Source organism: Flavobacterium sp. Leaf82, from assembly GCF_001422725.1.
Lineage (GTDB): Bacteria > Bacteroidota > Bacteroidia > Flavobacteriales > Flavobacteriaceae > Flavobacterium.
Genome location: NZ_LMMA01000035.1, coordinates 181,822 through 207,852 on the forward strand (window position 1 = coordinate 181,822; position 26,031 = coordinate 207,852).

The following is a 26,031-nucleotide window of genomic DNA, read 5'->3' on the forward strand; positions in this document are numbered from 1 at the left end:
AAAATGAAAAATAATAGAAGACAAGGTTATTTTGCATCGGTTGCTTTAGTTTGTTTAATGGCTTTTACAAGTTGTAAAGTTATTTCGCAAGAACCGGCGAAAAAAGAAATCGTTATTTCTAAAGATTTAAAATGGTCTGATAAAATGGCTTTGACCTTAATGAAACGTCATCCTGAAGCGTATATGATCGACGATTCTAAAAAGCCAAAATGGGATTATGTTCATGCCTTGGTTTTACATTCAATAGAAGAATTGAATAAAAAAAATCCGGATCCTCGCTACAAAGCTTACATAAGAGGTTATGTAGATGAATTGGTACAAAATGACGGAACCATAAAAACTTACGAATTCGATAAATACAATATTGATTTGGTGGTACCGGGACGTTTGCTTTTTGATATTTATGCTACATCAAAAGAAGAAAAATACCTAAAAGCAATGCAATTAGTGCGCAAACAAATTTCAGAACAGCCACGTACACAAAGCGGGGGATTCTGGCACAAACAAATTTATCCCAATCAAATGTGGTTAGATGGTTTATATATGGGAGAACCATTTTATGCACAATACACACTTACATTCGAAAACGGAAAAAGTTTTGATGATATCGCAAAACAATTTGAGTTGATTCAGGCACATGCAACAGACCCAAAAACAGGATTATTATACCACGCCTGGGATGAAAGCAAACAAATGCCGTGGGCAAATAAAGAAACAGGAAATTCACCAAATTTCTGGTCAAGAGCTTTAGGTTGGTATGTTATGGCACTTATTGATGTTTTAGATTATATGCCAAAAGAGCATCCAAAACAAAAAGAATTAGTGAAGTACTTAAATAATGCTTGTGAAGCCTTAGCTAAAGTTCAGGATAAATCAGGTTTATGGTATCAGGTAACAGACAAAGGAGGAAAAGATGGAAATTATCTTGAAGCTTCAGGATCATCAATGTTTGCTTATGCTTTTGCAAAAGGTGCAAACAAAGGGTATTTGCCTGCAAAATATAAAAAACTAGCCAATAAAGCTTTCGACGGATTGACTAAAATCTTAATTAAAAAAGTAGACGAAGATGGAGGTATTACTTTAACAAACTGCTGTCAGGTTGCAGGTTTAGGAGGAACTCCTTATCGTGACGGAACTTACGAATATTATGTAAACGAAAAAAAGAAAGACAATGATCCTAAAGCAACCGGACCTTTTATTTTGGCAGCATTAGAATTAAACAGATAATTTAAAATAACTTTTTAAGTTCAAAAGAAACCCGACAGATTTTTAAAACCTGTCGGGTTTAACTAAAGTAATTATTAAAAAATGAAAAACTTAAAAGTCCTTTTTTTCTTACTATCCTTTTTCGCGATACAACAGAATTCTGCACAAGTTTGGGTGCCGGATAACGGAGACGGAACGTATACAAATCCTATAATCCACGCTGATTATTCAGATCCTGATGTCGTGCGTGTAGGAGATGATTTTTATATGACGGCGTCGTCTTTTAACTGCATTCCGGGATTACCCATTTTGCATTCTAAAGATCTCGTAAACTGGAAGATTTTAAGTTATGCTTTACCAAAACAGCCTCCATTTGAAATTTTTAATACCGTGCAGCATGGTAACGGAGTTTGGGCGCCAAGTATTAATTTTCATAATAATGAATTTTATATTTATTATCCAGATCCTGATTTTGGAATTTATATGATAAAAGCCAAAAAAGCAGAAGGACCCTGGTCTGAACCGCTGTTAGTAAAAGCAGGAAAAGGACTTATAGATCCAAGCCCTTTATGGGATGACGACGGTAAAGTATATCTGGCTCATGCCTTTGCGGGCAGCCGCGCACAAATAAAAAGTTTATTGGTAGTTTGCAGCATGAATGCCGAAGGAACAATAGCCAATAATGACGAAGTAATGGTAATTGACGGGCACGAAAGTGAAGGTACAATTGAAGGGCCAAAATTCTATAAACGCAATAATTACTATTACATTTTTGCACCTGCAGGAGGAGTTGCTACAGGCTGGCAAACAATTTTAAGATCCAAAAATGTATTTGGTCCTTATGAAACGAAGAAAGTTCTCGAACAAGGAAAAACAAATATAAATGGTCCGCATCAGGGTGCATGGGTGCAAACACAAACCGGAGAAGATTGGTTTATTCATTTTCAGGATAAAGGAGCTTACGGCAGAATCGTGCATCTTCAGCCTATGAAATGGGAAAAAGACTGGCCGGTTATGGGGCAGGATTTCGATAAAAACGGAATTGGAGAACCCGTTACGACATTCAAAAAACCAAATGTAGGCAAGCAATATCCAATAGAAACTCCTGCAGAATCTGATGAGTTCAATAACCCTAAGTTAGGTTTACAATGGCAATGGCAGGCAAATTCTCAAACAAATTGGGGTTTTCCTACGAGTCTGGGATATTTAAATCTATTTTGTCAAACCACTTTAAAAGACAATCAGAAAATTTTTGATGCGCCTAATTTATTGCTTCAAAAATTCCCTGCTGAAGAATTTACTGTAACAACCAAACTAACTTTTAACACAAGGTTAAACGGCGAATCGACAGGACTTATAATAATGGGACTAGATTATAGTTATTTGAACCTTAAAAATGATAACGGAAAATTATATCTCAATCAGAAAACAGGGACTTTCGATAAAAAAGTTTCAGAAACAGAAACAACACCCGTTTTAATAGCAAACAATACACTTTATCTAAGAGTGAAAATTAAAAAAGGAGGTATTTGCAGTTTCTTTTATAGCATAGACGACAAAAAATACCAGCCAATAGGAACTGATTTTGTATCTAAAGAAGGAAAATGGATTGGTGCCAAAGTAGGGCTTTTTGCCTTGAGTCAAAAAGTAACAAACGATTCCGGAAATGTAGCAGTAGACTGGTTTAGAGTTACGAAGTAGGTTTAGAAAAGAGGGACAAAGGGGCAAAGTTACAAAGGGACATAGTAAGTAGAAATAACGAATAAAGTTTTTCAAAAATGCAAAGAATAACCGTAGTTAAATAAAAAATCTGCCAAATCTGCGAGAAAATAAAATACTTAAAGTAAAACGACTTATTTTAAAGTTTACAAAAACGATGTCTCTATGTGTTTTAAAAAATTGGCAAACCAAAATAAAATATAAAAAATGATTCAGCTTAAAAAATATATAGCATTCGTTTTCTTCAGCATTTGTTTTAGTATTAATGCTCAAAACACCTATAAAAACTGGTCAGATATAATTCGTAAAAATGATGCAGTCTGGTTTGGTACAGATGAAGCAAAAAAAATAGCCGAAAATGTTTTGCTTTACCAAAGAAACATTGGCGGATGGGCAAAAAACATCCAGATGCAAAATCCGCTAAATGAAACAGAAAAACAAAAGCTGATTGCATTAAAAAGTGACTTACATGAAATTACCACAGATAATGGAGCAACATCTCAGGAAATGCTTTTCATGTCAAAAATGTACGCACAGACTAAAGACGATCGTTATAAAGAATCTTTTTTAAAAGGGCTAAATTACTTACTTGAAGCACAATATGACAACGGTGGATGGCCTCAGTTTTATCCATTAAAAAAAGGATACTACACACATATTACCTATAATGATGATTCGATGGTAAATATCATGAACATCATGAAACAAGTGAGTGAACAAACAGATTTTTACAGCATAAAACCAACAAAGGAAATTGTAGAAAAAGCCAAAAAATCGTTTGATAAAGGAATAGATTGTATCTTAAAAACGCAATACAAACAAAACGGGGTTTTAACGGTTTGGTGCGCACAGCATGACGAATTTACACTGGCTCCGGCAAATGCAAGAGCTTTTGAACTGGCGTCGCTTAGCGGATATGAATCTGCTAAAATTGTATTGCTACTAATGTCAATAGAGAAACCATCAGCAGAAATAATTACGGCAGTTAAAAGTGCATACGCCTGGTTTGAAAAAACAAAAATAACCAATCTCGAAGAGAAAAGAGTACTGAATGATGCCGGAAAAATCATAGACAAAAAAATGATTCCTACCCAAAATGCAGCTCCTCTCTGGGCTAGATTTATGGAATTGGATAACAATGAACCATTCTTTTGTGATCGTGACGGAATCAAGAAAAAAACACTTGATGAAATTGGTGCTGAAAGACGAAACGGCTATTCATGGTATACAGATGCTCCTAAAGAAGTCCTGAAAAAATATGCGGCATGGGCAATTAAAAACGGTACAAAAGTTCCCGATTCAGAAAAAAAAAATAGTAGTCTAATTACTGTTGCACAAGATGGTTCCGGAGATTTTACTAAAATTCAGGATGCTGTTTACGCGTGTCCCGCATTTCCTTATGAGAAAGTTACTATTTATGTCAAAAACGGAATCTATAACGAAAAAGTCCGAATTCCAGAATGGAATACCAAGGTCGTTTTACAAGGAGAAAGCAAAGAACAAACAATTATAACTTTTGATGATAATTTCTCGAAAGTCGGTTTAGGGCGAAACAGTACTTTTTACACCCCAACGGTTTTAGTTGAAGCAGACGATTTTTCAGCTTCCAACTTAACCATTAAAAACACTTCAGGAGATAAAGGTCAGGCAATTGCATTATCAGTTGTAGCAAATCGTGCTAAAATTTCAAACTGTAATATTTTAGGAAATCAGGATACTCTATACTTATCAGGAAAAGAAGCAAAACAATATTTTAAAGATTGTTATATCGAAGGAACAACTGATTTTATTTTTGGAAGTGCGACGGCATTATTTGAAAATTGTGAAATTCACAGCATAAAAAGTTCTTATATCACAGCAGCTTCAACACCTCAGGATACAGCTTTTGGTTTTGTTTTTATAAATTGCAAACTTACAGCAGAACCTTTAGCAACAGCAGTTTATTTAGGAAGACCTTGGCGTATTTATGCTAAAACCGTTTATATAAATTGCGATATGGGAAAACATATCAAACCCGAAGGCTGGGAAAACTGGTCAAAACCTGAAGCCGAAAAGAATACTTTCTATGCTGAATACAATTGTAAAGGCGAAGGATTTCAGCCTAAAAAAAGAGTAGTTTGGTCACACCAGCTTTCAAAGAAAGAAGCCCAAAAATATACTATAGAAAATATTCTAAAAGATTCAATTTTAAATTGGTATTCGAAATAAGAAAAAAAGGGCAAGCTGGGTTTATTTTGAAATAAAAAAATAATAGAAATGGCTCAATTTGCGCAACAATTTTCAGCTTCAGGTTTTTCAATGATGAAGCAAATTGATACAGTCTTGTTTTATAAAGTAAAAAAAGATCCGCGAAAACCAGTTCAATCCGTTAAAACCCGTGGGCAAAATATAAAAAAACAATTATGAATTTTAAGTATCTTATTTTTCTGTTCGTTGCATGGACTTCTTTTGCTCAGCATAACGAATTTCCATCAGCAAAAGTAGATTCTATTGTTAATAGAATTCAGCTTCCTGTGATTCCTTCGTATCAAATCAATGTTTTAAAATTGGGAGCTAAAGGAGATTCTGTAACGAATAATAAAGCTGCATTTGACAAGGCGATGGCACTGTGTAAAAAGAATAATGGCGGAACTATAATTGTACCCAAAGGCATTTATAAAATTAATGGACCAATACATTTTGTTAGCAATGTCAATCTTAAAATAGAAAAAGGCGCAAAGATCAAATTCAGCGACAAACCAGAAGATTATTTACCAATGGTTTTAACCAGTTGGGAAGGTACAATGCTGTATAATTACAGTCCGTTAATCTATGCATATCAATGTACTAATATTGCCATAACAGGCGAAGGTACCATTGACGGAGAAGGAGGAAAGACCTGGAAAAGTTTTAAAGCCAAAGAAACGGCAGGGAAGAATTTAAGCCGTGACATGAATCATAACAATACCCCGTTAAAAGACAGAAAATTAGGCGACGGTTATTTTTTACGTCCGCAAATGATACAGTTTTTCAATTGTACCAATATTTTGGTCGAGAATATCCGCATAGAAAATTCCCCTTTTTGGTGTCTGCATTTACTAAAATCGCAAAGTATTACCGTTCGTGGAGTCAGTTATAAATCATTAAATTATAATAATGACGGAATCGATCCTGAATATGCAAAAGATGTTTTAATCGAAAATGTGACCTTTGATAATGGTGATGATAATGTCGCTATTAAGGCCGGAAGAGATCATGAAGGAAGAGCAAATTCAGCAACACCAAGCGAAAATATAATCATAAGAAATTGTAATTTCAAAGGACTTCACGGCGTTGTAATAGGTAGTGAAATGTCAGCCGGAGTGCAAAATGTATATGTAGAAAATTGTAAAACAACTGGCTATTTAAAAAGAGGAATTTATTTAAAAACCAATGCCGACAGAGGTGGTTTTATCAAGAATATTTTTGTCCGGAACATCAAACTCGATGAGGTAGAAGATTGCTTGTACATTACAGCTAATTACCACGGAGAAGGAAATGGTTTTCAGTCTGAAATATCAAATGTTTCTTTTTCGAATATAACTTGTAATAAAGCTACAGCATCCGGAATTGTAATTCAGGGATTTCCAGAAAAGAAAATTCGTAATATCTCCTTAAACAATATTGATATTAAATGGGCAAAAAATGCAATTTCAAGCACAAATGCGGAAAATGTAATATTAAATGAAGTTTTTATAGGAGAAAAAGCCACAGTTCCATCAGCAGCAAAATAGTTTTTTTTAGGTTCTAAGGTCCTGAGGTTCTGAGTTGCTAAGTTAAATAAAGAAGATAAAAGCGACAAAGATTTTCCGTAGAGAGACACTGCAATGCATCTATTGTGGGTAAGAAGATTTTTCATAGAAGCACACTATAATGCGTCTAACATCGTAAAACACAATCTTGTTCATCCCATTTTCGCATTTTTGTCATCTTGAGGGACGAAAGATCAAACCCGGAACTCGTTAAAGCATCTACACAGATTCCTCCTCCAGAAAGATTCAGTGGTTCGGAAAAGGGCAAATAAGTAACTCGAAAAAAGAAATAAAAGAAATAAAAATAACAGTGAAAATCTGTTTTAATCCGTAAGATCAGTGTGCTATTAATTAATCATATTATAAAAATGAAATACTACATAATAACCCTTATGCTAATCGCTACAGCAAGTTTCGCGCAAAAAACAACATTATATACTATTGGAGACTCTACAATGGCAAATAAAAAAGATCCGGATCGCAACCCTGAACACGGTTGGGCACAAGTTCTTCAGCCTTTTTTTAAAGACAATCTTATAGTCGAGAATAAGGCAGTAAATGGTAGAAGCACAAAAAGCTTTATTAATGAAAAGCGTTGGGATTCTATTTATAAAAAGCTTAAAAAAGGGGACTATGTCTTTATAGAATTTGGACATAATGACGAAAAAATAGAAGACTCAACACGATACACCAATCCGCATACAAGCTATAGACATAATTTGATTCGGTTTGTAAAAGAAAGTCGCGAAAAAGGGGCAACCCCTATATTATTTACCTCTATCGCAAGACGCAATTTTAATGAAAAAGGAGTGTTGGTTCCAACACACGGAGACTATCCACTTGAAACCAGATTAGTAGCACAGGAATATAAAGTTGCTTTTATTGATCTTGAATATTACACAGAATTACTCGAACAATCTTTTGGACCTGAGAAATCAAAGCAATTACATTTACACTTTAAAGCAGGAGAAAATTCGTATTATGATAAAGATAAAGCAGATGATACCCATTTATCTTTAAAAGGAGCAACTGCTATTGCACAGATTGTTGTAAATCAAATAAAAACGTTAGAAGATCCGAATGTTGGGAAACTTAAAAAAAGTATAAAGTAAAAAATCCATGGATTAGGATTTTCTCTAATTTAAAGAAAAACTAATCTATAAGTAAATGTCTTATAGTGTAAGATTAAAAACTTTTAGAAGCTAATTAAGTCTGTATTGATCAATAAATTTGCAATTGATATTAAGAGTTGTTAGTAGGTTAATTGTTTTTTTTCTTAATATTCTATTTTAAATATTTTGATTATTTTTTTTAGAGAAAGAGAGAACTTAGGTTCTCTCTTTTTTTGTTTTGTATAAATATTAAGAGTTTTATTGAATAACTAAGTCTGAAGTTTTTTATTTCCTTAATTTAAAAATGTCTTAATCTGTTATTTAAAAAACTTTTAAGAGTAATTATTGCAGCCATTTAGATGGAAATTTGACTTAATTATTTTAAGTGGATTTGATGAAAATTCATTACAAGATTTGCAGTTATTTTGTTGTTGTTTTAGGCAGTACAAAACATGTTTACAATTTATAGTAGGATAGATGTTTTAGACAATGTTTTGTTTTTGGGACTCGTACTGCCTAATCAACAACTACTTCGATATTGAGTATAGTAGAAATATAAAAAATAAGGAAAATGAAAGAAGATCATAATTCTTTTTGGCACGGTACAAGAATAATGCTGTATAGCCTCATTTTTATTTTGTTGATTCTTAATGTAATCCAATTCTTTTTGAGATAATCTTTAAGTTAAATTGTTTAGAATCATACATATTACATAACATCTCTTTCTATGTTATAGAGTAGTTTCTTTTGTAGTAAAGTACAAAGCTTTTATAGCATTAATCATTATATGTTTTCGTGCTTTTTACTCATTTTTAATTCTTCCCTTGATATAACGCTTTCAAATGTTTATGTTATTGATTTAAAATAACAAACTAAACTATTTCACATTCTTTAAAAGGTATTTTTAGGATTTATATTTTTGAAATATTTAAGTTGAATTAGTTAAAAAGATTTAGTTCTAAATCATGTCTTAATCTAATACTTTAAAAACATTTAAAGGTCACGAACATTGTTTTAAATCCAGAAATTTGCACTTGAAGATTTGTAAATGATTTTCACATAAACGATTTCATTTGGTTGTGATAATTTGTTAGTAAATGAGGAAACTACGGTTTCCTCATTTTTATTTAGGACAATTAGGTTTTTAAATGCACGGTTAATTTAAAAACTCTACTTAGACTTTTTAAATCTTAAGTGCTATAATTAGTTTTGCCTGCTATTACAACACTATTTATTATTCCTCAACAGATAATTTATCGTTCTGCTTTTTTCAATTCAAATCTCTAAAACTGAACCGAAGAGCTCTTTACTTCTAAAACTATTTACCGCAAAAGGAATGTCTTAATCTACAAGTTTAAAAACTTTTACGGGCAAAAAAAAGTTGGCTTTAACTAGACCTTTGCATCCTAAAACTGAGGTGTTTTAAATTGATTTTTATGTATTCGCCTGAAAGTTAGATTAATATAGTTAAAATAAATAATAACCCATAATATTAAAGTTATGAAGAATAAATTACTCCCATTATTTGTTGTGCTAGGTTTAGGTAGTTTTTCAGCTTACTCGCAAGTAGGTATTGGGACAAATAATCCTGATCCTTCAGCGCAATTACATGTTCAGGCTACAACTAGAGGTGTTTTAATTCCTAATGTTGAGTTAACGAATACTACATCTGTTAGCCCAATTAATAATCCTGAAGGTCCTGCTGAAAGCTTATTAGTTTTTAATACAAAAGCTATAAATGATGTTACTCCTGGTTATTACTACTGGTATAAAGGTAAATGGAATAGAATGGCTCTTGCTGGCGAAAGTTCAGGAAACGCAGGAATTACTGGTGGAAACGGAGCACCGGGAACACGATAATAAAGGAATTTTTCTAAAAATGTTTAAAAGGAATTTCAGATCTGAATTTGATTTTTTTGAAAATTCATTCCTGACTGAAAATGAAAACGAATCAGCAAAATTTGATCGTTCTATATTTGTTATTTATGATAAGTTTGAATTGATGCAGTTTCTGAGATTAGAAGAAAAAGGTTCAAATGTTTTGTTGTGTTTGTTTAATAAACAATTATATGACAGTTTGATTTTTTTAGAAGAAATTAAAAATTTTGCCCTATTAGAAGGTTCCAAAAACAGAAGTGAATTAATAGCAGAATTGAAACGATATTTTAATACAAAATACGATTCAGGATCACAGATGTCCAGTCTGAATTTTCCCAACCCGAATGCTGTTTCATCACAGTTTAATAATTTTTATAAGTCATTGTTTTTCATGATGTAGTTTGTTTATAAAATAAGTTGTGATTTGTAATAAAAAAAGTAGCCTACATAAATAATCGTGTAGGCTACTTTTTTTTTGGGTAATAAATAATTACCGGAATAATTTATTTTATTTTATAAATTTCTGAACCTGCCAATAAAAAGCAGCCTAATCCGTAGTCTTCAAAATCCGGAATTTTATCATAGGATAATGGCTGACCATCTTTGGGCTCTTTCCCTGTTGATTGTAAATAGCCCAGAAAACCATTAGAATGCAAACTCTCTGTTGTAATTGCATTCCATGCTTTTTGAATTATGGGTAAATAAATCTCCTTTTTCAAAATCCCGCTATTGATTCCGTAAGTTATTCCATAGACAAACAAAGCTGTTCCTGAAGTTTCTTTTTCTCCAAAATTAGTTGGATCGTGTAGACTCACATTCCAGAAACCATCGGCTCTTTGTATAGGTACGAGAGCTGCAGCCATTGTTTTTAGATCTTTTACATATTGCGCCCTGTGAGGTGCATTTTCAGGAATAATAGTCAACACTTTTGCAAGCGCGGCAATTACCCATCCATTTCCCCGGCTCCAATAACAATCTTCTCCATTAGGTTCTTTATATGGCGGATCAAAATCTGCATCACGCCACCATAAGCCATCTTTAGGATTAAAAAGACCATGATCTCCATGTTTATTTCTGGAGTACATATACATATCATACATTTTTTCGAAATAACGATTGTCTTTTTCTAAAACCCCCAGTTTGGCAAAAACTGGCATTCCCATTTGTATCGCATCAATCCAGGACCAATCGTCAAGTTGAGGCGTGTTTAAAAGCATATTGATATTTGCCTTTGTATTCTTTAGTTTTTTAGGATCAGGTTCTAAATTATACAAATCGATATAGGTTTGTGCAGCACAATAGTTATCAGCATTTCTTGTTGTATTACCGCTGTTAAATCCCCAATTATGAAACTCTGACCAGGAATAGGCATAATCGTAATAAATATCTTTTGGGAAAATTTCATGCAATGCCATTAATCCTTCATAATATACGCCACGTGTCCAGATATTACTGGGACGTTTTTTATTCGTGATAATAGTTTTGCCGGTTTCAGGCCATTTTTGCATGAAATAATCGTTGGCAAGTATCATTTGTTTCAGTACCAGCTTTTTGTCAAACGGTTGCTGTGCGTTTATCGAAGTAATATATGAAAAGCATATGGCGAAAAATAAAAGTAATTTATTCATTTTTAATACTGGTTATTTAATAATTAGTTTTGTTTTTTTAATGGAATCAGAGTAACAGGACCCAATAATCCGGAAGGAGTAGGATTCCATTTTGTGGCATCGAATTTTTTATAATCTTTATCGACCATATTAATTTCGTAGAAAATCTTCCATTCCTGACCTTTCAGTTCCATATCCCGGATTCTGTTGGCAGATAAATTAGTAACCTGAATTTTAAGATTGTTCTTTCCTGACTTTAGTTTGCTCAAATTCAATTGATAAGGAACAGACCATGCCGTACCTATAAATTCATCGTTAAGCCAGACTTTTGCACTTTCGCGAACATCACCCAGATCTAAAATCCAGTCGTTTGTTTTAGAATCTGGATTGTCAAAGTTTAATGTGTAAGTGGCAGTTCCTGAAAAAGCTTCTGCATCAGCACTTATTTTTGTCCAGGATCCTAAATTGGAAACAGTTGCATTTGCGGGTAATTTAGGACCGCCTTTATCAAAAGTAATATTCCATTTTCCTGTTAAGGAAACAGTATTACCAGAAGGCTCATAATACTGCCATTTTTTTTGCGAAGCGTTGTTTTCAGTCTTTAAAAAATAAGATTTTCCGGGTTCAATTCTAAGTTTTACAGCTGTTGTTGTGGCGCTTTTGGTCACAATAGCGTTGCCATATTCTTTGTTTAGCGGATCGAAAATAATGACTTCTTTATTGCCAATTTGCAACGGAATAAAAGCATCAATTATTTTGGGTGTATGATTGACGAGGTAATATATTTTTTCGCCATCAATATCTCTTCTTGTGTATTTTAAACCTGAATTGACCAGACTTTCGGGATATAATTGGGCATTTTCTAAAGCTTTAAAAATATCAGAAACAGGTTGTATAAACTCTTTATTCTGAGTTAAAACAGATTGAAGTTTTTGCTCTTGTTTTTTATAATCATAAAAACCGGGAACAGATTCAGGCAAACCTTCAAAAATAATAGTTGCACCTTCTTTTTTTAATTCGATCAATTTTTGCAAAGTAGCGAGTGGCATTTTTTTACATGACGGAATAATTAATGATTTAAAAGTTCCTCCCGGAAGTACGATAATTCCGTTTGTAACTTTGGCCTGAGCTATAAAATTATCAGATATAAAATCTACTCCGTAACCTTTATTCATCAAACTTTTGGTGGTGTTATAAAAGGAAGTTTCATATAGCCATTCTGATAAAGAATGAATTTTGAACTGAACAAATAAATTTCCTTTTAGATATTTATCCCAAACATCATAAACAGGCCAATAGAGCAGGATTTCATTATCAGATTTCCCTTGTTGCAACAGCGACTGACAGTTTGATATATACGAAAATAGAGCAGGAGCATCTTCCCAAATAGTATTATTGGCATTGAAATTTACCGAAGCATAAAATTGCCATCCCGGCCAGACGGCGCGGGTTGGAGAATAGGTAGAACCGTGAAGAAAAACATGATTTACGCCATTGAGCATTAAATCTTCGACTTCAGGTTTACATTGTGACAATGCTGTTTTAAAATGTTCTCTGAGCCATGTAAATGTTTCTGATGAAACTAGGTTTTTGCCGGATATATGAGCTGCAGATGAGGAGAATTTGAGCATTACAGGATCTGCATCGCCTTCGCGAATGTCTTCTTTTTCACGTCTGAAACCCGGAATATCAAATGGCATCGAACCAAAAGTCTCACATTCAGGAATATCTGCAGACGCATATAAATCGATCAGGTTTCCCGGCGATCCATGCGCCTGAAGTTTGGTTTTAAAGTTTTTAGAATGTGCCCATTTTGTCCACGACTGATCAAATTTGTTCAATAGCAAATCTGCAATAGTTTCGCGATAATCACTTCTGATCCGGTTGCCGGTTTCAGTATCGGTTTCATTCAATAAAACGGGTAATTCTTTTTTTAAATCATATCCTCTTCTGGCCTGGAATTCTTCAAAAAAATCAGGTGTAAAATCAGTTCCGTAAACTTCAAAACTGTCATTAAAAATAGCACGAATCTTTCCATCACGATTTTTAAAAGCAGTGTTAAAAGGTACTACATAAGCATTAAAAGCTTGTTCAGAATAATGATCTACTGTATATCCTTTTCCGCCCGGCGCAGCTCTTTTTACCTGCTGTCCGGTTTTGCCGCTAAACATCGCATAGATTGTATAATCTGTTTTACGGGCTTTCCAGTTTAGTTTATTAGGTTCAATGTAGGGTAATGCAACATGGTTTCCTTCAATTCCTTTATCAGCAGTATTGGCTTTATTTTTTTTAAGTGCACTAGTTAAATTTATATAACTGCCATCAGTTCCGTATGCTACAACATATAATAAATCTGCAGGAGTCTTTTCTTTACTGCTGTCGAGAACTATGTTTTTATTGAAAGTTTCGTTTTTTTTAAGAGGATATTTTTCCACGATTAATTTTGTTGCCGCATATGGCAGCGTAACCTGAGAACCTCCATAAGGCCAACCGGTTCCCAAAACCATATCTACCTGCATGTTAAGACTGTCAGCAATATGAATTGTATAGTCTAACATTTCCATCCATTTGGGAGACAGATAATCTATAAAGTTATTTTCTTCTCCTTTTACACCATAAATAGGGGTTATTTCGACACCTCCAATTCCTGCTTTATGAAAATCTATCAGGCTTTTTTTGAGATTAGGTTTGTCTACAGCACTTCCCATCCACCACCAGCGTGTCCATGGCTGATTGGTATTAGTAGATTTTGGCCAGGGAGAAAGTCTTGTTTCCTGAGCAAAAGAACTAAAAGCACAGCAAACGAATAGTAAAATAAAGAGATTTAATCTGGTTGATTTCATTATTTATTCAAAGGTTTTAGTTGCTGTGTATAAAGATTTTTTCAGAATTAAAAATTAAGAAAATACCATTTATTGTTTTTGTAATAAAGTAAAAGTAGCTGTCGTGCATTAAAATGCTATCCTGTAGCATCCTGTTTTTTATAAATATATTAAAAAATGAAATGCTTAGTAAAATCGCACAGTTATTTAGTAATTCATATTTTTTTATATAAATAAATATGAAATACTAAAAAACATTTTAATAAAATTTTTGATATGATATTTGTTATTTTCTCAATGAATTAAGGATTGTAAATCAGGGAGTTGTGTGAGTTTTTTGTTAAAATAAATATAAAATAATTCATAAGATGTTGAAATCTAACAGGATACTACAGGATACTGCGAATAGTTGTTCTGGATAAATTTGGAATAACTATTAAACTAACCAAAATTTAACTTTTATGAAAAACAAACTTAATCTTTTGCTGATTATGGCCTTCTTTGCATTATTGCATGCATCGGGTTATGCGCAAGAAAAAACAGTTACAGGAACAGTTACTGATCCGGCAAAACTTTCGATTCCGGGAGTCAATGTAATTGTTAAAGGAACCAATCGTGGAGCAAGTACTGATTTTGACGGAAAATTTAGTCTGAAAGCTTCTGAAGGAGAAACATTAGTTTTTTCGTTTGTAGGATTTATAAAGAAAGAAGTAAAAATAGGTGCCGCAAAAACGTATTCTATTTCTTTAGATGCAGAAAGTGCTAACTTAAATGAAGTTGTTGTGATTGGGTACGGAACTCAAAAGAAAAAATTAACCACAGGGGCAATATCCGGAATCAAAACAGAAAATTTTACCGAAAGACCTATTTCCAGAATTGATCAGGGGTTAATTGGGCAAGTTGCCGGAGTTCGTGTCAAACAAACAACCGGATTACCCGGACAGCCTTTTAGTATAGAAATCAGGGGAGCCGGATCTATTACTGCAGGAAATGAGCCTTTGTATGTTATAGACGGATTTCCTATTTATACAGAGGGATCTAACAGTAATGGTGCTTTTTCAAACGGAAGCCCGCTTGACAATATGAACCCTAATGATGTAGCGTCGATAGAAGTATTAAAAGATGCTGCCGCGGCTTCTATTTATGGATCAAGAGCATCAAACGGTGTAGTTTTGATTACCACTAAAAAAGGAAAAAAAGGAAAACCAAAATTTACTTTTAATACTTATGGAGGTGTAAATAAAGAAGCCAACAGGGTCGATATGCTTTCTTCTCAGGGATGGATCGACAGGGCAAAAACCATGATCGATGCACAATGGGTAGGTTCTGGTATTGCAGGCGCATCTGCCACTCAAAACAATGCAGAAAGAATTGCAGCTTATAATGCAAAAAATCCAACAGCGCCTCTTAACACTGCCAATACCAGATATTATACGTATTTGTATGATGAAAGATGGGATATTCCTGGACATCCGGGATTAGATTATATCGATTGGCAGGATAAAGTTTTCCGTACAGGAGAATTTAGCAACTATCAATTATCTGCCTCAGGAGCGACTGATGTTGTGAATTATTATGTATCTGCAAATTACCAAAAAAATACAGGATATATTATTGGCACAGATTATACTTTGTTTTCTGCCAGAGCGAATGTTGACGTTAAACTGTCTGAAAGTTTTAAAATGGGAATTAACATCGCGCCTTCTTATTCTATTAAAAATGATCCGGGCGTAGAAGGAAAGGATAATACTTTGTTTAAAGCACTTACGGCAACACCGGTTTTTGAAAGTGCTTCTAATGCTGCCGGAGAAAAATATACCACGAGATATGCCTGGGGAAGCAGCACAACAAATATGTTGAATGCATTGGCAAGAACAGGAAAAAATTCGATGTACAGAACTTTGATTTCTACATATGCGAGTTATCAATTTGCGAAAGATTTTACTTTTAAGAGCACTATAAACTTTGATAACTCAGACAATACGAACGAAAGTTACACGCCAAATGATGTTCAGGCGAGTATTAGAGGAGCTTATAATACGTACAGAAGACAGAATTTAGTTAATGAAAATACCCTTAATTATGACAAATCTATTGGCGATCATACTATTAATTTGCTTTTGGGACAATCATTCAGTTCTTATGAAATCATGAGATCTACACTTTCTTCAGGTGCGCTTTATAACAGTTCAACTGTAGAAACATTGCCTACAGGATCACTTGGTTCTACGAATGCTGAAAAAAGCACTTTGCTGTCTTATTTTGCCAGATTACAGTACAATTACAAAGAAAGATATTTGATATCTGCGAGTATCAGACGTGATGGTTCTTCAAAATTTGGAACTGACAGACAATGGGGCGTTTTTCCTTCGTTGTCATTAGGATGGAGAATCAAACAAGAGGAGTTTATGAAAAATGTAGACTGGCTTAGTGATCTAAAACTACGCGCAAGTACAGGTATTAACGGTAGTAATAATATTGGCAGTTATGCCTCTTATGCAACGCTGGCAACTTACAATTACTCGATTGGCGGTGCGGCTGCAATAGGGCAGGGAGCCTCATCTATACCAAATCCATCTTTGCATTGGGAAGAATCACGAAGTGTAGATTTAGGATTGGATTTTGGAATTCTAAAAAACAGAATTTCAGGAACAGTAGAGGTTTATAGAAAAAATAACAGCGAATTACTTTTAAGAGTTCCTATTGTTGCTGCGACAGGATTTCAAAGCTATTTGACCAATGTTGGAGAAGTACAAAATCAGGGAATTGAATTCGAATTAAACTCCCTAAACATTAAAACGCCAAGTTTTGAATGGAGAACATCTGCAAATATTAGCCATAACGAAAACAAAGTTTTGGCATTAGGCCCGGATCAGTCAAAAATTGAAATTAGCAATGCATATGACGGAGGAGTTCCTTTTATAAAATTAGAAGTAGGAAAGCCAATGTATACGATCTTCGGATTACAACAAAATGGCGTTGTTACTCAGGCAGATATTGACACTGGAGGAACTACAATTGGAGGTAATAAACTTGTTCTGGGAGATCCAAGATATATTGACCAGAATGGCGATAAAAAAATTAACTCAGATGATCGCGTAGATTTAGGAAATCCTACACCAAAATACACTTGGGGAATCACCAATAGTTTTAAATATAAAGCATTTGATCTGAATGTATTAGTTCAGGGACAAAATGGCGGAACTGTTTACGGATTAACAGGAAGAGCCATTGACCGTACCGGAATGGGATCTGTAGAAAATTCCTTAAACGTAGATCCTGCTGTAAGAGGAAACTGGAGAACATCTTTTGGATATCAGGCAAATTCAGACTGGTTGTATAAATCAGATTATGTAAGCATAAGAAGTATCTCGATAGGATATAACTTAAAAGAAGCCATTAAAGGATTAAGCAGAATCGATAATATGAGACTTTATGTAACAGGCGAAAACTGGTTCTATTGGAACAAGTATAAAGTTGGTTTTAACCCGGAAGCTGTAAATACATCAGCGAGTTCTAACAGTGATTTTTCTGTACCGGTAGATTATGGTGGAGCGCCTTTAGCAAAATCTTTAGTGATAGGACTTAACATTAATTTTAATTAAAATAAAATGAAAAAATATATTTATTTACTAGCAGTACTATTCGCCCTTACAGCTTGTGAGGATGAATTGACCCAATTGCCATTATCTCAGGGAACAATCGAGAATTTCTATGCTACACCCGGTGATTTTGTTCAGGCAAGAAATGCGACTTATTCTGTAGCTTTTCACGGAGCAGGAACTTACGGATACGCAAACAGGGTTTTAAATTTAAGCGAAACCAGATCTGATAATTTGATGGCTACCACACAAGCTTCAAGAGATTGGGAAGGAATCAACAGTTTCTACACTTCTATAAGTTCGAATACCTATGTAAAAGAAGCATATACAAGCAACTATAATGCGATTAATAAAGCGAATCAGTTATTGGAGAAAATAGCCGAAAAAGGAGATCAGATTTTTACCAGCCCTGCTGATAAAGCTGCTATGGTTGCAGAAGCCCGTTTTCTTAGAGCGTTTTGTTATTTTGATCTGGTAAGATGGTTTGGCAGAGTTCCTTTAATCGATAAAACAATGACAGCTCCAGAAGCCGCAAAAATTGCAAGAACTCCTGTTGTTGATGTTTATAAACTGATCATTTCAGACCTTGAATTGGCGATTCCGGATCTTCTTCCTACTTATGATGCGGCAAATTACGGCAGAGTTACTAAATACGGAGCAAAAGCATTATTAGGTCTTGTTTACATGACGCGCTCCAGTCCAACATACGGAATCAACGGCGCTACACTTGGACTAAACGAATGGGACAAAGCATATCAACAACTAAATGATATCAAAGCCAGCGGATTATATGCGCTAGGTACAGATTATGATGCTATTTTTAAGGTCGAAGGATTGGCTAATAAAGAGAATGTATTAACGATTCCGTACACACAAAGTCTCCCGCTCACTGTAGGAGGTAATTTTATGGTCGAGTTAGGATATGAGCCTTATTTTGCTTCAGTAAATTTATCAGCACAAGGCGCATTAGAAGCACGACCAATTTCAACTGGTTTTTTAAACCTTTTTGCAGCAACTGATAAAAGAAAAATTGCTGGTATTGCGACCAGTTATACAGTTGCTTCCGGTACTTATAAAGGAAGTTATACTTTGCCCGTTTTTAAAAAATATATTGATCCTGCAAGATACGGAAACGGTCGTGAAGACTGGGGTGTAGATTTTATGGTTACCCGATATACAGATATCCTGATGATGATGGCCGAATGTACACTTCACGGTGGAGGTGGTTCTCAGGCTGAGGTTGATGATATTGTGAACAAAGTAAGAACAAGAGCAGGCGTTCCTGCAAATGCTGCAAATATTACCTTAGATCAATTGTTTACAGAAAGAAGAAAAGAATTTTTCTCAGAAGGAACAAGATGGTTTGACCTGATTAGATCCGGTAAAGCATTAACAATTATGAATGACTGGAAAGCGGCAGAAGATACAGAAGGAAAAATCAGAACAATCGAAAATAATTCATTATTATATCCAATTCCATTGTCAGAAATCTTAGCCGTTCCGGGACTTTACGATCAAAACCCGGGTTACGACTAATTCAAATTGTCCCCAAGTTTTTTTTTGTTTTTTTGAGAGGAGCTGTCTTTTTTTAGACAGCTTCTCTTTCATTTTTTAATTCAAAAACAAACAGGAAAGCACAGGATGCTTTTAAGGTTTAACTATTTTAAATTTAAGGTTTTAGTATCTAAAAATAATCCCAATGATTTACTGCAAAAGAGTTCTCTTATTTTTATTTGTTTTAAGTGCTTGTTTTTCCATATCTGCACAAGTAAAATTACCCGCTTTAGTAGGTGATAATATGGTTTTGCAGCAAAATGCAAAAGTTAATTTATGGGGATGGGCATCTCCAAACGAAAAAATAACAATTAGGTTAGGATGGACAAATCTTCCGATTGAAATTATCGCCGATGCCAATGGAAATTGGAAAACCGCAGTAAATACTCCAAACGGAAGCGAAAAAGCATACGACATCACAATCGATGCCCTGAATACGATCACATTAAAAAATATTCTAATTGGCGAAGTCTGGCTTTGTTCCGGTCAGTCGAATATGTTTTTTCCTGTAGGAAGAGAAGATAAAACATGGAAAACAGGCGTTAAAAATTATGAAGAAGAAGTAAAAAATGCTACTTTTCCCAATATTAGATTGTTTACAGTTGCCCTAAATGCTTCGCCAACACCGCTTGAAGATGTTACAGGAAACTGGAAAGTATGTACGCCACAAAATATCCAGACATTTTCTGCCGTAGCCTATTTCTTTGGAAGAGATTTATATCAAAAATTAAACGTGCCAATAGGTTTAATCTCAACTTCATGGGGAGGAACAAAAGCAGAAGCATGGACCGCTCAAAATGTTTTAGAAGAAGAAGTTACCTTTTTGCCTATTCTTCAGGAAGATGCAAAAAACGAAAAAATACATCAGGAAAAACTCGAAGCGTATTATTTAGCTTTAATAAATGAACGAATTGCAAGCGCTGAAAACGCACCCAAAGGGCAATTAAAAAAGCCTAAAAAAGAACCCAATAAAACATCCTATGTTTTATACAATGCAATGCTGCATCCAATTGTAAATTATACCATAAAAGGAGCAATTTGGTATCAGGGAGAAAGCAATTCCGGAAAAGCCTATTTATACCGAACACTATTTCCTGCAATGGTAAAAAGCTGGAGAGCAGAATGGAATCAAGGTGATTTTCCGTTTTATTATGTTCAGATTACGCCCCATAAAGGACAAAATGCCGAAATACGAGAAGCACAATTAATGTCTTTAAAAACAATCCCCAATAGCGGAATGGTAGTAACGACAGATGTTGGTGACGCACAAAATATTCACCCAATCGACAAACAAACCGTTGGTTACAGACTCGCTTTGATTGCACGCGCTAAAACCTATGGAGAAAATCAATTAGTATATTCCGGCCCCATTTTTAATCATATGAAAATTAAAAAGCAAAAAGCACAGTTGTTTTTTGATTATGCCGAATCTGGTTTAAAACAGAATGGTGATGTTTTGAAAGAATTTGAAATAGCAGGAAACGATCAGGTTTTTTATCCTGCCGAAACCAAAATTGAAGGAAAGACAATCGTAGTTTCTTCGACCAAAGTAAAAGAACCCGTTGCCGTTCGTTTTGCGTGGAAAGCTATTCCGGAACCTAATTTATTTAATAAGGAAAATTTGCCTGCATCACCTTTTAGGACAGATGATTGGGAAATTAAAACAGAGAAAAAGTAAGTTAAAGAATTGGGATTATTTTTAAACACATAGAGGCATAGTTTATTGAACTTAAAAAAGGCGTTTCACTTGTTTAAATAAACATAGCTATGTGTTTAAATATTTTCACGCAGATTTGGCAGGTTTTTATTTTAATCTTTTTAATCGTAATAATCTGTGGCAAAAAATTAAGCGGCTACGTTCAAATAAATCTTAATTAAATTAAACCAAAATGAATAGAAGACAATTTATAATCGGAAATTCTCTGGCTGTTATGGCACTGTGTCTTCCATTTTCGGCAGAAGCCAGTAATTTATTTGATGATCCAAAGTTGTCTGATTTCGAAAAAAGACTTCGACCAGTTGGACGTGCCTTAGAATTGGAAGATTATTATGTTTGGTGCAACAGTCCAATTGAAGCTCCTGATGGAAAAATACACGTCTTTTTTTCCAGATGGCCAAAAGCAAAAGGAATGAGCGGCTGGATCAACAGTTCTGAAATTGCGCATGCCGTGGCGAATAATCCGGAAGGACCGTATGAATATGTAAGCACAATTTTAGCGCCACGCGGAGAAGGTTTTTGGGATGCAAGAACCTGTCATAATCCCAGTATTCATTTTGTTGACGGAAAATATGCCTTATTTTTTATGGGAAATTCAAACGGAAAAATGAATACAAAACGGATTGGTTTAGCCACTTCAGATTCTCTTTTTGGACCTTGGCAAAGACCGGAAAAACCTTTACTGCTTCCCGGGAAAGATGGTTCTTGGGACGATCTTTTAACTACAAATCCATCATTTTTAAAACATCCAAACGGTGAATACTGGCTCTATTATAAATCATTGGATACTGAAAATTATGAACATCCAAAATTTCCCGTAAAAGGCAACAGAAAATACGGACTGGCAATATCAAAATCGCTTCACGGACCTTATGAAAAATATGAAAATAATCCGGTGATTGATTTCTCGAAATTAGGAGACAACAAACAATGCGAAGATGCTTTTGTGTGGTATGAAAACAAGAAATTTAAAATGCTGGCAAGAGACATGGGCGTTTTTGGAATCGATTACGGATTGTATATGGAGTCAGATAATGGAAAAAACTGGAGTAATCCTCAAATTGCGTATCAGCCTTTAAGCAAATACATTACGCAACCAGAAGCACCTAAACACCTGAACAGATGCGGTCGTGTAGAGCGTCCGCAGTTATTGTTTCAAAACGGAAAACCAACGTATTTGTTCACCGCTTCGCAAGGCGGTAAATATGAAACCGCTTCGGCATTTATTTTTAAAATAGTATAAAAGAAAATCTTTTAAGCTTAAATTAATTCACATCATTAAAATGGAAGATAATGCTACAGTTAGAAATGCTTTTACAATGAAACTAAAGGCTGGTTTTGAAGCAGAATATAAAATTCGGCACGATCAAATCTGGCCAGAATTACAGACATTGCTTTCAGATACCGGAATTCAGGACTACACTATTTTTTTGGATGAAAAAACATTAACACTATTTGCAGTTCAAAAACTGAGTAAAGATTTCGATTCGTCTCTTTTGCCCAATCATCCTATTGTAAAAAAATGGTGGCAATATATGGCAGATATCATGGAAACAAATCCGGATCATTCGCCTGTAACAAACCCGTTAAAAGAAGTTTTTCATTTAGATTAAATGATTAAATTGTTTTTGAAATAAAAAAATACTTAATAATGAAAAATAAGATCAAATTTTACGCGCCAATTGTATTATCAGCATTGATTTTTGCAAGCTGTAATGCCCAGAAAAAAGCAACAGGAAATACCATTATTTTAAAAAATACTTCTACTATAGAATTACCTCAAAAAGCGATTTCGATAAAAAGAAACCAACTTTCATTACAAAATGATCTAGGAAATTATCCGGTTTTAATTTATAAAAACGATACGATTCCTGCGCAGGTAAATGATTTAGATGGAGACGGAAAATGGGATGAACTTTTTCTGGTAACTGATTTTTCTCCAAAAGAAGAAAAAAAAGCAACACTAAAATGGTCTCAGACAGATCCTAAATTTCCAATAAAAACAAGTGTAAGATTTGGAAAAAGAGAAGCCAAAAACCTTCCTGTTCATCCTGATACCCAAGAAATTTTACTAGCTAATCAGGTACATAAAAAGTTAGGTTACCAGAAATACCAAACAGATGGACCAACCTGGGAAAATGATAAAGTAGGTTTTAGACACTATTTAGACGGAAGAAATTCTAAAGATGTTTTTGGTAAAAAGATTCCCGCTATAACGCCCGAAGATGTTGGAATTAACAGCAAAGGCGCCGTCGAAGACAATTACCATGTTATGTACGATTGGGGAAGAGATATTTTTCCTGTTGGGAACTCTGCCGGACTTGGCGGTTTCGCTTTATCAGTCAATAATAAAATCACCAGACTTGGAATCATTGCCAGTGATACTTTAAACAATATCGAAAAAACAACCTTTAAAATTGTGAGCGAAGGTCCTGTAAATTCGGTTTTAAGTTACACCTATCAAAATTGGGAAGCATCAGGAAATAAATATCAGGCACAGGAAACAGCCTCAATCTGGCCGGGAATTTATGGTTACAAAAACACCATTTCGCTAAGCGGATTAAAAGGAAATGAAACACTTTTAGTCACACTTTCGAACCTGAACAATCAAAACCCATTGCAGGTAATCGATGCCGGAGATTTTGTGTGTTTTATACAACATGATAAACTAACATACGAGCGTCAATGGATTTTAGGAACCGCTGTAATCGTGCCAAAAGAGGTTTATAAAGGATATATAGAAGCACCAAAAACAGGACAACTAACAGATTCATATTTGATAAAACTCTCTGTAAAAAACAATCAACAAGTTAGTTATTACCCAATAGCAGGCTGGGAATTAAGTGCAGACAAGAACTTTAAGGATTCGGCTTATTTTACAAATTATGTAACCACATTAGCCAAACAACTATCTGCAACAATTAAAGTTGATGTCAAATAACTTAACGTAATAGTTTGTCATTTTGAGAAACGAGAGATCACAACAGAAACCCGAAGATTGCACAAACAGTTTTTAGAATAAAATAACTAACACTAACCAAACCAAAATGAAAAACATATTCAAATTTATAGTCTGCATTGTGACATTCACACAAGCAATCTACTCGCAGAATTACAGTAAGGACAAATTTCCTGATGGCAGTGAAATTACTAATTGGTTTAAGGATTATTCTAAAATTCAGTTAAAAGATCTGGGAAAACAATATACAATTACAGATTTTGGAGTGGGGAAAGACAGTACCAAAATTCAGACCGTAGCAATCCAGAAAGTGATTGATAAAGCGGCAGCAAATGGAGGAGGAGTTATTGTGATTCCAAAAGGGGTTTTCCTGAGCGGAGCTTTATTTTTTAAACCCAAAACGGCTTTGTACGTTTCTGAAGGTGGCGTATTAAAGGGATCTGATAATATTGCCGATTTCCCAATAATGCCATCCAGAATGGAAGGACAGAATCTGGATTATTTTCCGGCATTGGTAAATGCATATGGAGTCGATCATTTTTCTATCTCCGGAAAAGGAACTATCAACGGAAACGGAAAAAAATATTGGGAAGCATTTTGGCAACGTCGCAAAGAAAATCCAAAATGTACCAATCTCGAAGTTTCAAGACCAAGATTGGTTTTTGTGTGGAACTCTAATAACGTACAGTTTCAGGATGTAAAACTTATTAATTCAGGTTTCTGGACCAATCATTTTTATAAATGTAATAATGTAAAATTGCTTGACCTTTATATTTTTTCGCCACATATTAGTATAAAAGCGCCTAGTACAGACGCTATTGACATTGATATTTGTACCAATTTTTTAGTAAAAGGCTGCTATATGTCCGTTAATGATGATGCTATTGCCTTAAAAGGAGGAAAAGGACCTTATGCAGATCAGGATAAAAACAATGGTCCAAATGCTAATATTATTATCGAAGACTGCACTTTTGGATTTTGTCATTCGGCATTAACAAACGGAAGCGAATCCATTCATAATAAAAATGTCATTATGAGAAACTGCAAAATAGACGGAGCTTCGAGATTATTATGGCTAAAAATGAGACCCGATACGCCACAGCGATATGAATATATTAGAGTCGAAGATATAAAAGGAGAAGCAAAAACATGTCTTGCAATTTTTGCCTGGAAACAATTTTTTGATTTAAAAGGACGTCCCGATGTTCCGTTATCTTATGGAGATCACGTTACTTTAAAAAATATAGAGCTTATATGTGACACTTTTTACGGAGTAGAAAATGATCCAAATGTGCGCTTATCAAATTTTACTTTTGAGAATTTAAAGATAGAAGCAACCAAAACAAACATTGATAAAAGCATTATAAACGGTGTTAGTTTTAAAAATGTTTACGTTAATAAGCAGTTAGTTGAGTAATTTTTCCTCATTTTCTGCTTTTATTTACAACGTTTTGAGGCTTAAAAGTTAAAAATATAAAGTGTTTCTGATATTTTTTTAAAGTTAATCTCAATTATTTTAGACTGCTTCTTACACGGTATAAAAGCATCTTGTTTTAGGATTTTGCAAATAAGTATCTGATTAGTAATAGGTTGATTATTCTGGGATGAGCTAAAAAAAGTGAGGTAAATTTAATGTTAAATAGAAGCACAAAAAACAGTGATAATTTTAACGTGAAATATGTTGTAACTATCAATCAAACTTTTATTTTTGCGGCTTAATTTAATAATTATAAGCATGAAAGATCTATTAGTAAAAATCAACGCCGAAATTGACACATTTAGAGCAGAAGCTGAATCTTTAACAGAAAAAGGTGTAAAAGCTGCTGGACCAAGAGCTCGTAAAGCTACTTTAGAAATTGAAAAACTTTTGAAAGAGTTTAGAAAAGTTTCTATCGAAGAATCAAAAAAATAATACGTTTATTCAAAATAAAACCTCGTTTAAGTAATTAAACGAGGTTTTTTTATGCGTGAAAGTTTTTTATAAGAGAAAAGAGTATAGAATATAGAGTAAAGATAATAGAATATAGAGAATAGATACAAGAAGCAAGAAGCAAGAAGCAAGAGAATTGAAGTTATACTTAGTGA

At 34.2% G+C, this 26,031-nt stretch carries 17 protein-coding genes; 15 read left to right on the forward strand and 2 right to left on the reverse strand.

Annotated features, from left to right (window positions below):
• Window positions 1-3 precede the first annotated feature (3 nt).
• From ASF10_RS21875 to ASF10_RS21905, 7 genes are all read left to right on the forward strand, one after another.
• Window positions 4-1,227 carry a glycoside hydrolase family 105 protein gene (locus ASF10_RS21875; RefSeq protein WP_056254220.1) on the forward strand — a complete coding sequence of 408 codons (1,224 nt, stop codon included), beginning with the start codon at window positions 4-6 and terminating at the stop codon, window positions 1,225-1,227.
• 81 nt (window positions 1,228-1,308) lie between these two features.
• Window positions 1,309-2,907 carry a glycoside hydrolase 43 family protein gene (locus ASF10_RS21880; protein ID WP_056254226.1) on the forward strand — a complete coding sequence of 533 codons (1,599 nt, stop codon included), beginning with the start codon at window positions 1,309-1,311 and terminating at the stop codon, window positions 2,905-2,907.
• 225 nt (window positions 2,908-3,132) lie between these two features.
• Window positions 3,133-5,133, forward strand: coding sequence for a pectate lyase (pelA, locus tag ASF10_RS21885; protein WP_056254228.1), 2,001 nt, complete (start codon window positions 3,133-3,135; stop codon window positions 5,131-5,133).
• A 194-nt stretch (window positions 5,134-5,327) separates the two neighbouring features.
• The gene (locus ASF10_RS21890) at window positions 5,328-6,677 is read left to right on the forward strand and encodes a glycoside hydrolase family 28 protein (protein WP_056254231.1); all 1,350 of its coding nucleotides are present in this window, start codon (window positions 5,328-5,330) and stop codon (window positions 6,675-6,677) included.
• 386 nt (window positions 6,678-7,063) lie between these two features.
• Window positions 7,064-7,807, forward strand: coding sequence for a rhamnogalacturonan acetylesterase (locus tag ASF10_RS21895; protein ID WP_056254233.1), 744 nt, complete (start codon window positions 7,064-7,066; stop codon window positions 7,805-7,807).
• A gap of 1,500 nt (window positions 7,808-9,307) precedes the next feature.
• Entirely contained in the window at window positions 9,308-9,667 is a 360-nt protein-coding gene (locus tag ASF10_RS21900; protein WP_056254236.1) for a hypothetical protein, read from the forward strand.
• Window positions 9,668-9,686: 19 nt separating this feature from the next.
• Window positions 9,687-10,085: a hypothetical protein gene (locus ASF10_RS21905; RefSeq protein ID WP_056254238.1), complete on the forward strand. Its 399-nt coding sequence runs from the start codon at window positions 9,687-9,689 to the stop codon at window positions 10,083-10,085.
• Between the two features lie 103 nt (window positions 10,086-10,188).
• On the opposite strand, the gene ASF10_RS21910 is transcribed toward ASF10_RS21905, so the two are convergent.
• Window positions 10,189-11,313, reverse strand: a complete 1,125-nt coding sequence (locus tag ASF10_RS21910; RefSeq protein WP_056254241.1) for a glycoside hydrolase family 88 protein — start codon at window positions 11,311-11,313, stop codon at window positions 10,189-10,191.
• Between the two features lie 23 nt (window positions 11,314-11,336).
• Entirely contained in the window at window positions 11,337-14,135 is a 2,799-nt protein-coding gene (locus ASF10_RS21915) for a glycosyl hydrolase (RefSeq protein ID WP_056254245.1), read from the reverse strand.
• Window positions 14,136-14,575: 440 nt separating this feature from the next.
• Between ASF10_RS21915 and ASF10_RS21920 the strand changes: the two genes are divergently transcribed.
• From ASF10_RS21920 to ASF10_RS21955, 8 genes are all read left to right on the forward strand, one after another.
• Window positions 14,576-17,719 carry a SusC/RagA family TonB-linked outer membrane protein gene (locus ASF10_RS21920; protein ID WP_056254248.1) on the forward strand — a complete coding sequence of 1,048 codons (3,144 nt, stop codon included), beginning with the start codon at window positions 14,576-14,578 and terminating at the stop codon, window positions 17,717-17,719.
• A gap of 6 nt (window positions 17,720-17,725) precedes the next feature.
• Entirely contained in the window at window positions 17,726-19,252 is a 1,527-nt protein-coding gene (locus ASF10_RS21925) for a RagB/SusD family nutrient uptake outer membrane protein (RefSeq protein ID WP_056254252.1), read from the forward strand.
• A gap of 163 nt (window positions 19,253-19,415) precedes the next feature.
• Window positions 19,416-20,948: a sialate O-acetylesterase gene (locus ASF10_RS21930; RefSeq protein WP_056254255.1), complete on the forward strand. Its 1,533-nt coding sequence runs from the start codon at window positions 19,416-19,418 to the stop codon at window positions 20,946-20,948.
• A gap of 211 nt (window positions 20,949-21,159) precedes the next feature.
• Window positions 21,160-22,230 (forward strand): glycoside hydrolase family protein, encoded by a 1,071-nt coding sequence (locus ASF10_RS21935; RefSeq protein ID WP_082472489.1) that lies wholly within the window; start codon window positions 21,160-21,162, stop codon window positions 22,228-22,230.
• A 40-nt stretch (window positions 22,231-22,270) separates the two neighbouring features.
• On the forward strand, window positions 22,271-22,600 hold the full coding sequence (gene rhaM, locus ASF10_RS21940) for an L-rhamnose mutarotase (protein WP_056254257.1): 330 nt from the start codon (window positions 22,271-22,273) through the stop codon (window positions 22,598-22,600).
• Between the two features lie 38 nt (window positions 22,601-22,638).
• On the forward strand, window positions 22,639-23,928 hold the full coding sequence (locus tag ASF10_RS21945) for a DUF4861 domain-containing protein (protein ID WP_056254260.1): 1,290 nt from the start codon (window positions 22,639-22,641) through the stop codon (window positions 23,926-23,928).
• Window positions 23,929-24,034: 106 nt separating this feature from the next.
• Complete coding sequence (locus tag ASF10_RS21950) at window positions 24,035-25,363, forward strand: glycoside hydrolase family 28 protein (protein ID WP_056254261.1); 1,329 nt, start codon at window positions 24,035-24,037, stop codon at window positions 25,361-25,363.
• A gap of 318 nt (window positions 25,364-25,681) precedes the next feature.
• Window positions 25,682-25,858 carry a histone H1 gene (locus tag ASF10_RS21955; RefSeq protein WP_055095391.1) on the forward strand — a complete coding sequence of 59 codons (177 nt, stop codon included), beginning with the start codon at window positions 25,682-25,684 and terminating at the stop codon, window positions 25,856-25,858.
• Window positions 25,859-26,031 lie beyond the last annotated feature (173 nt).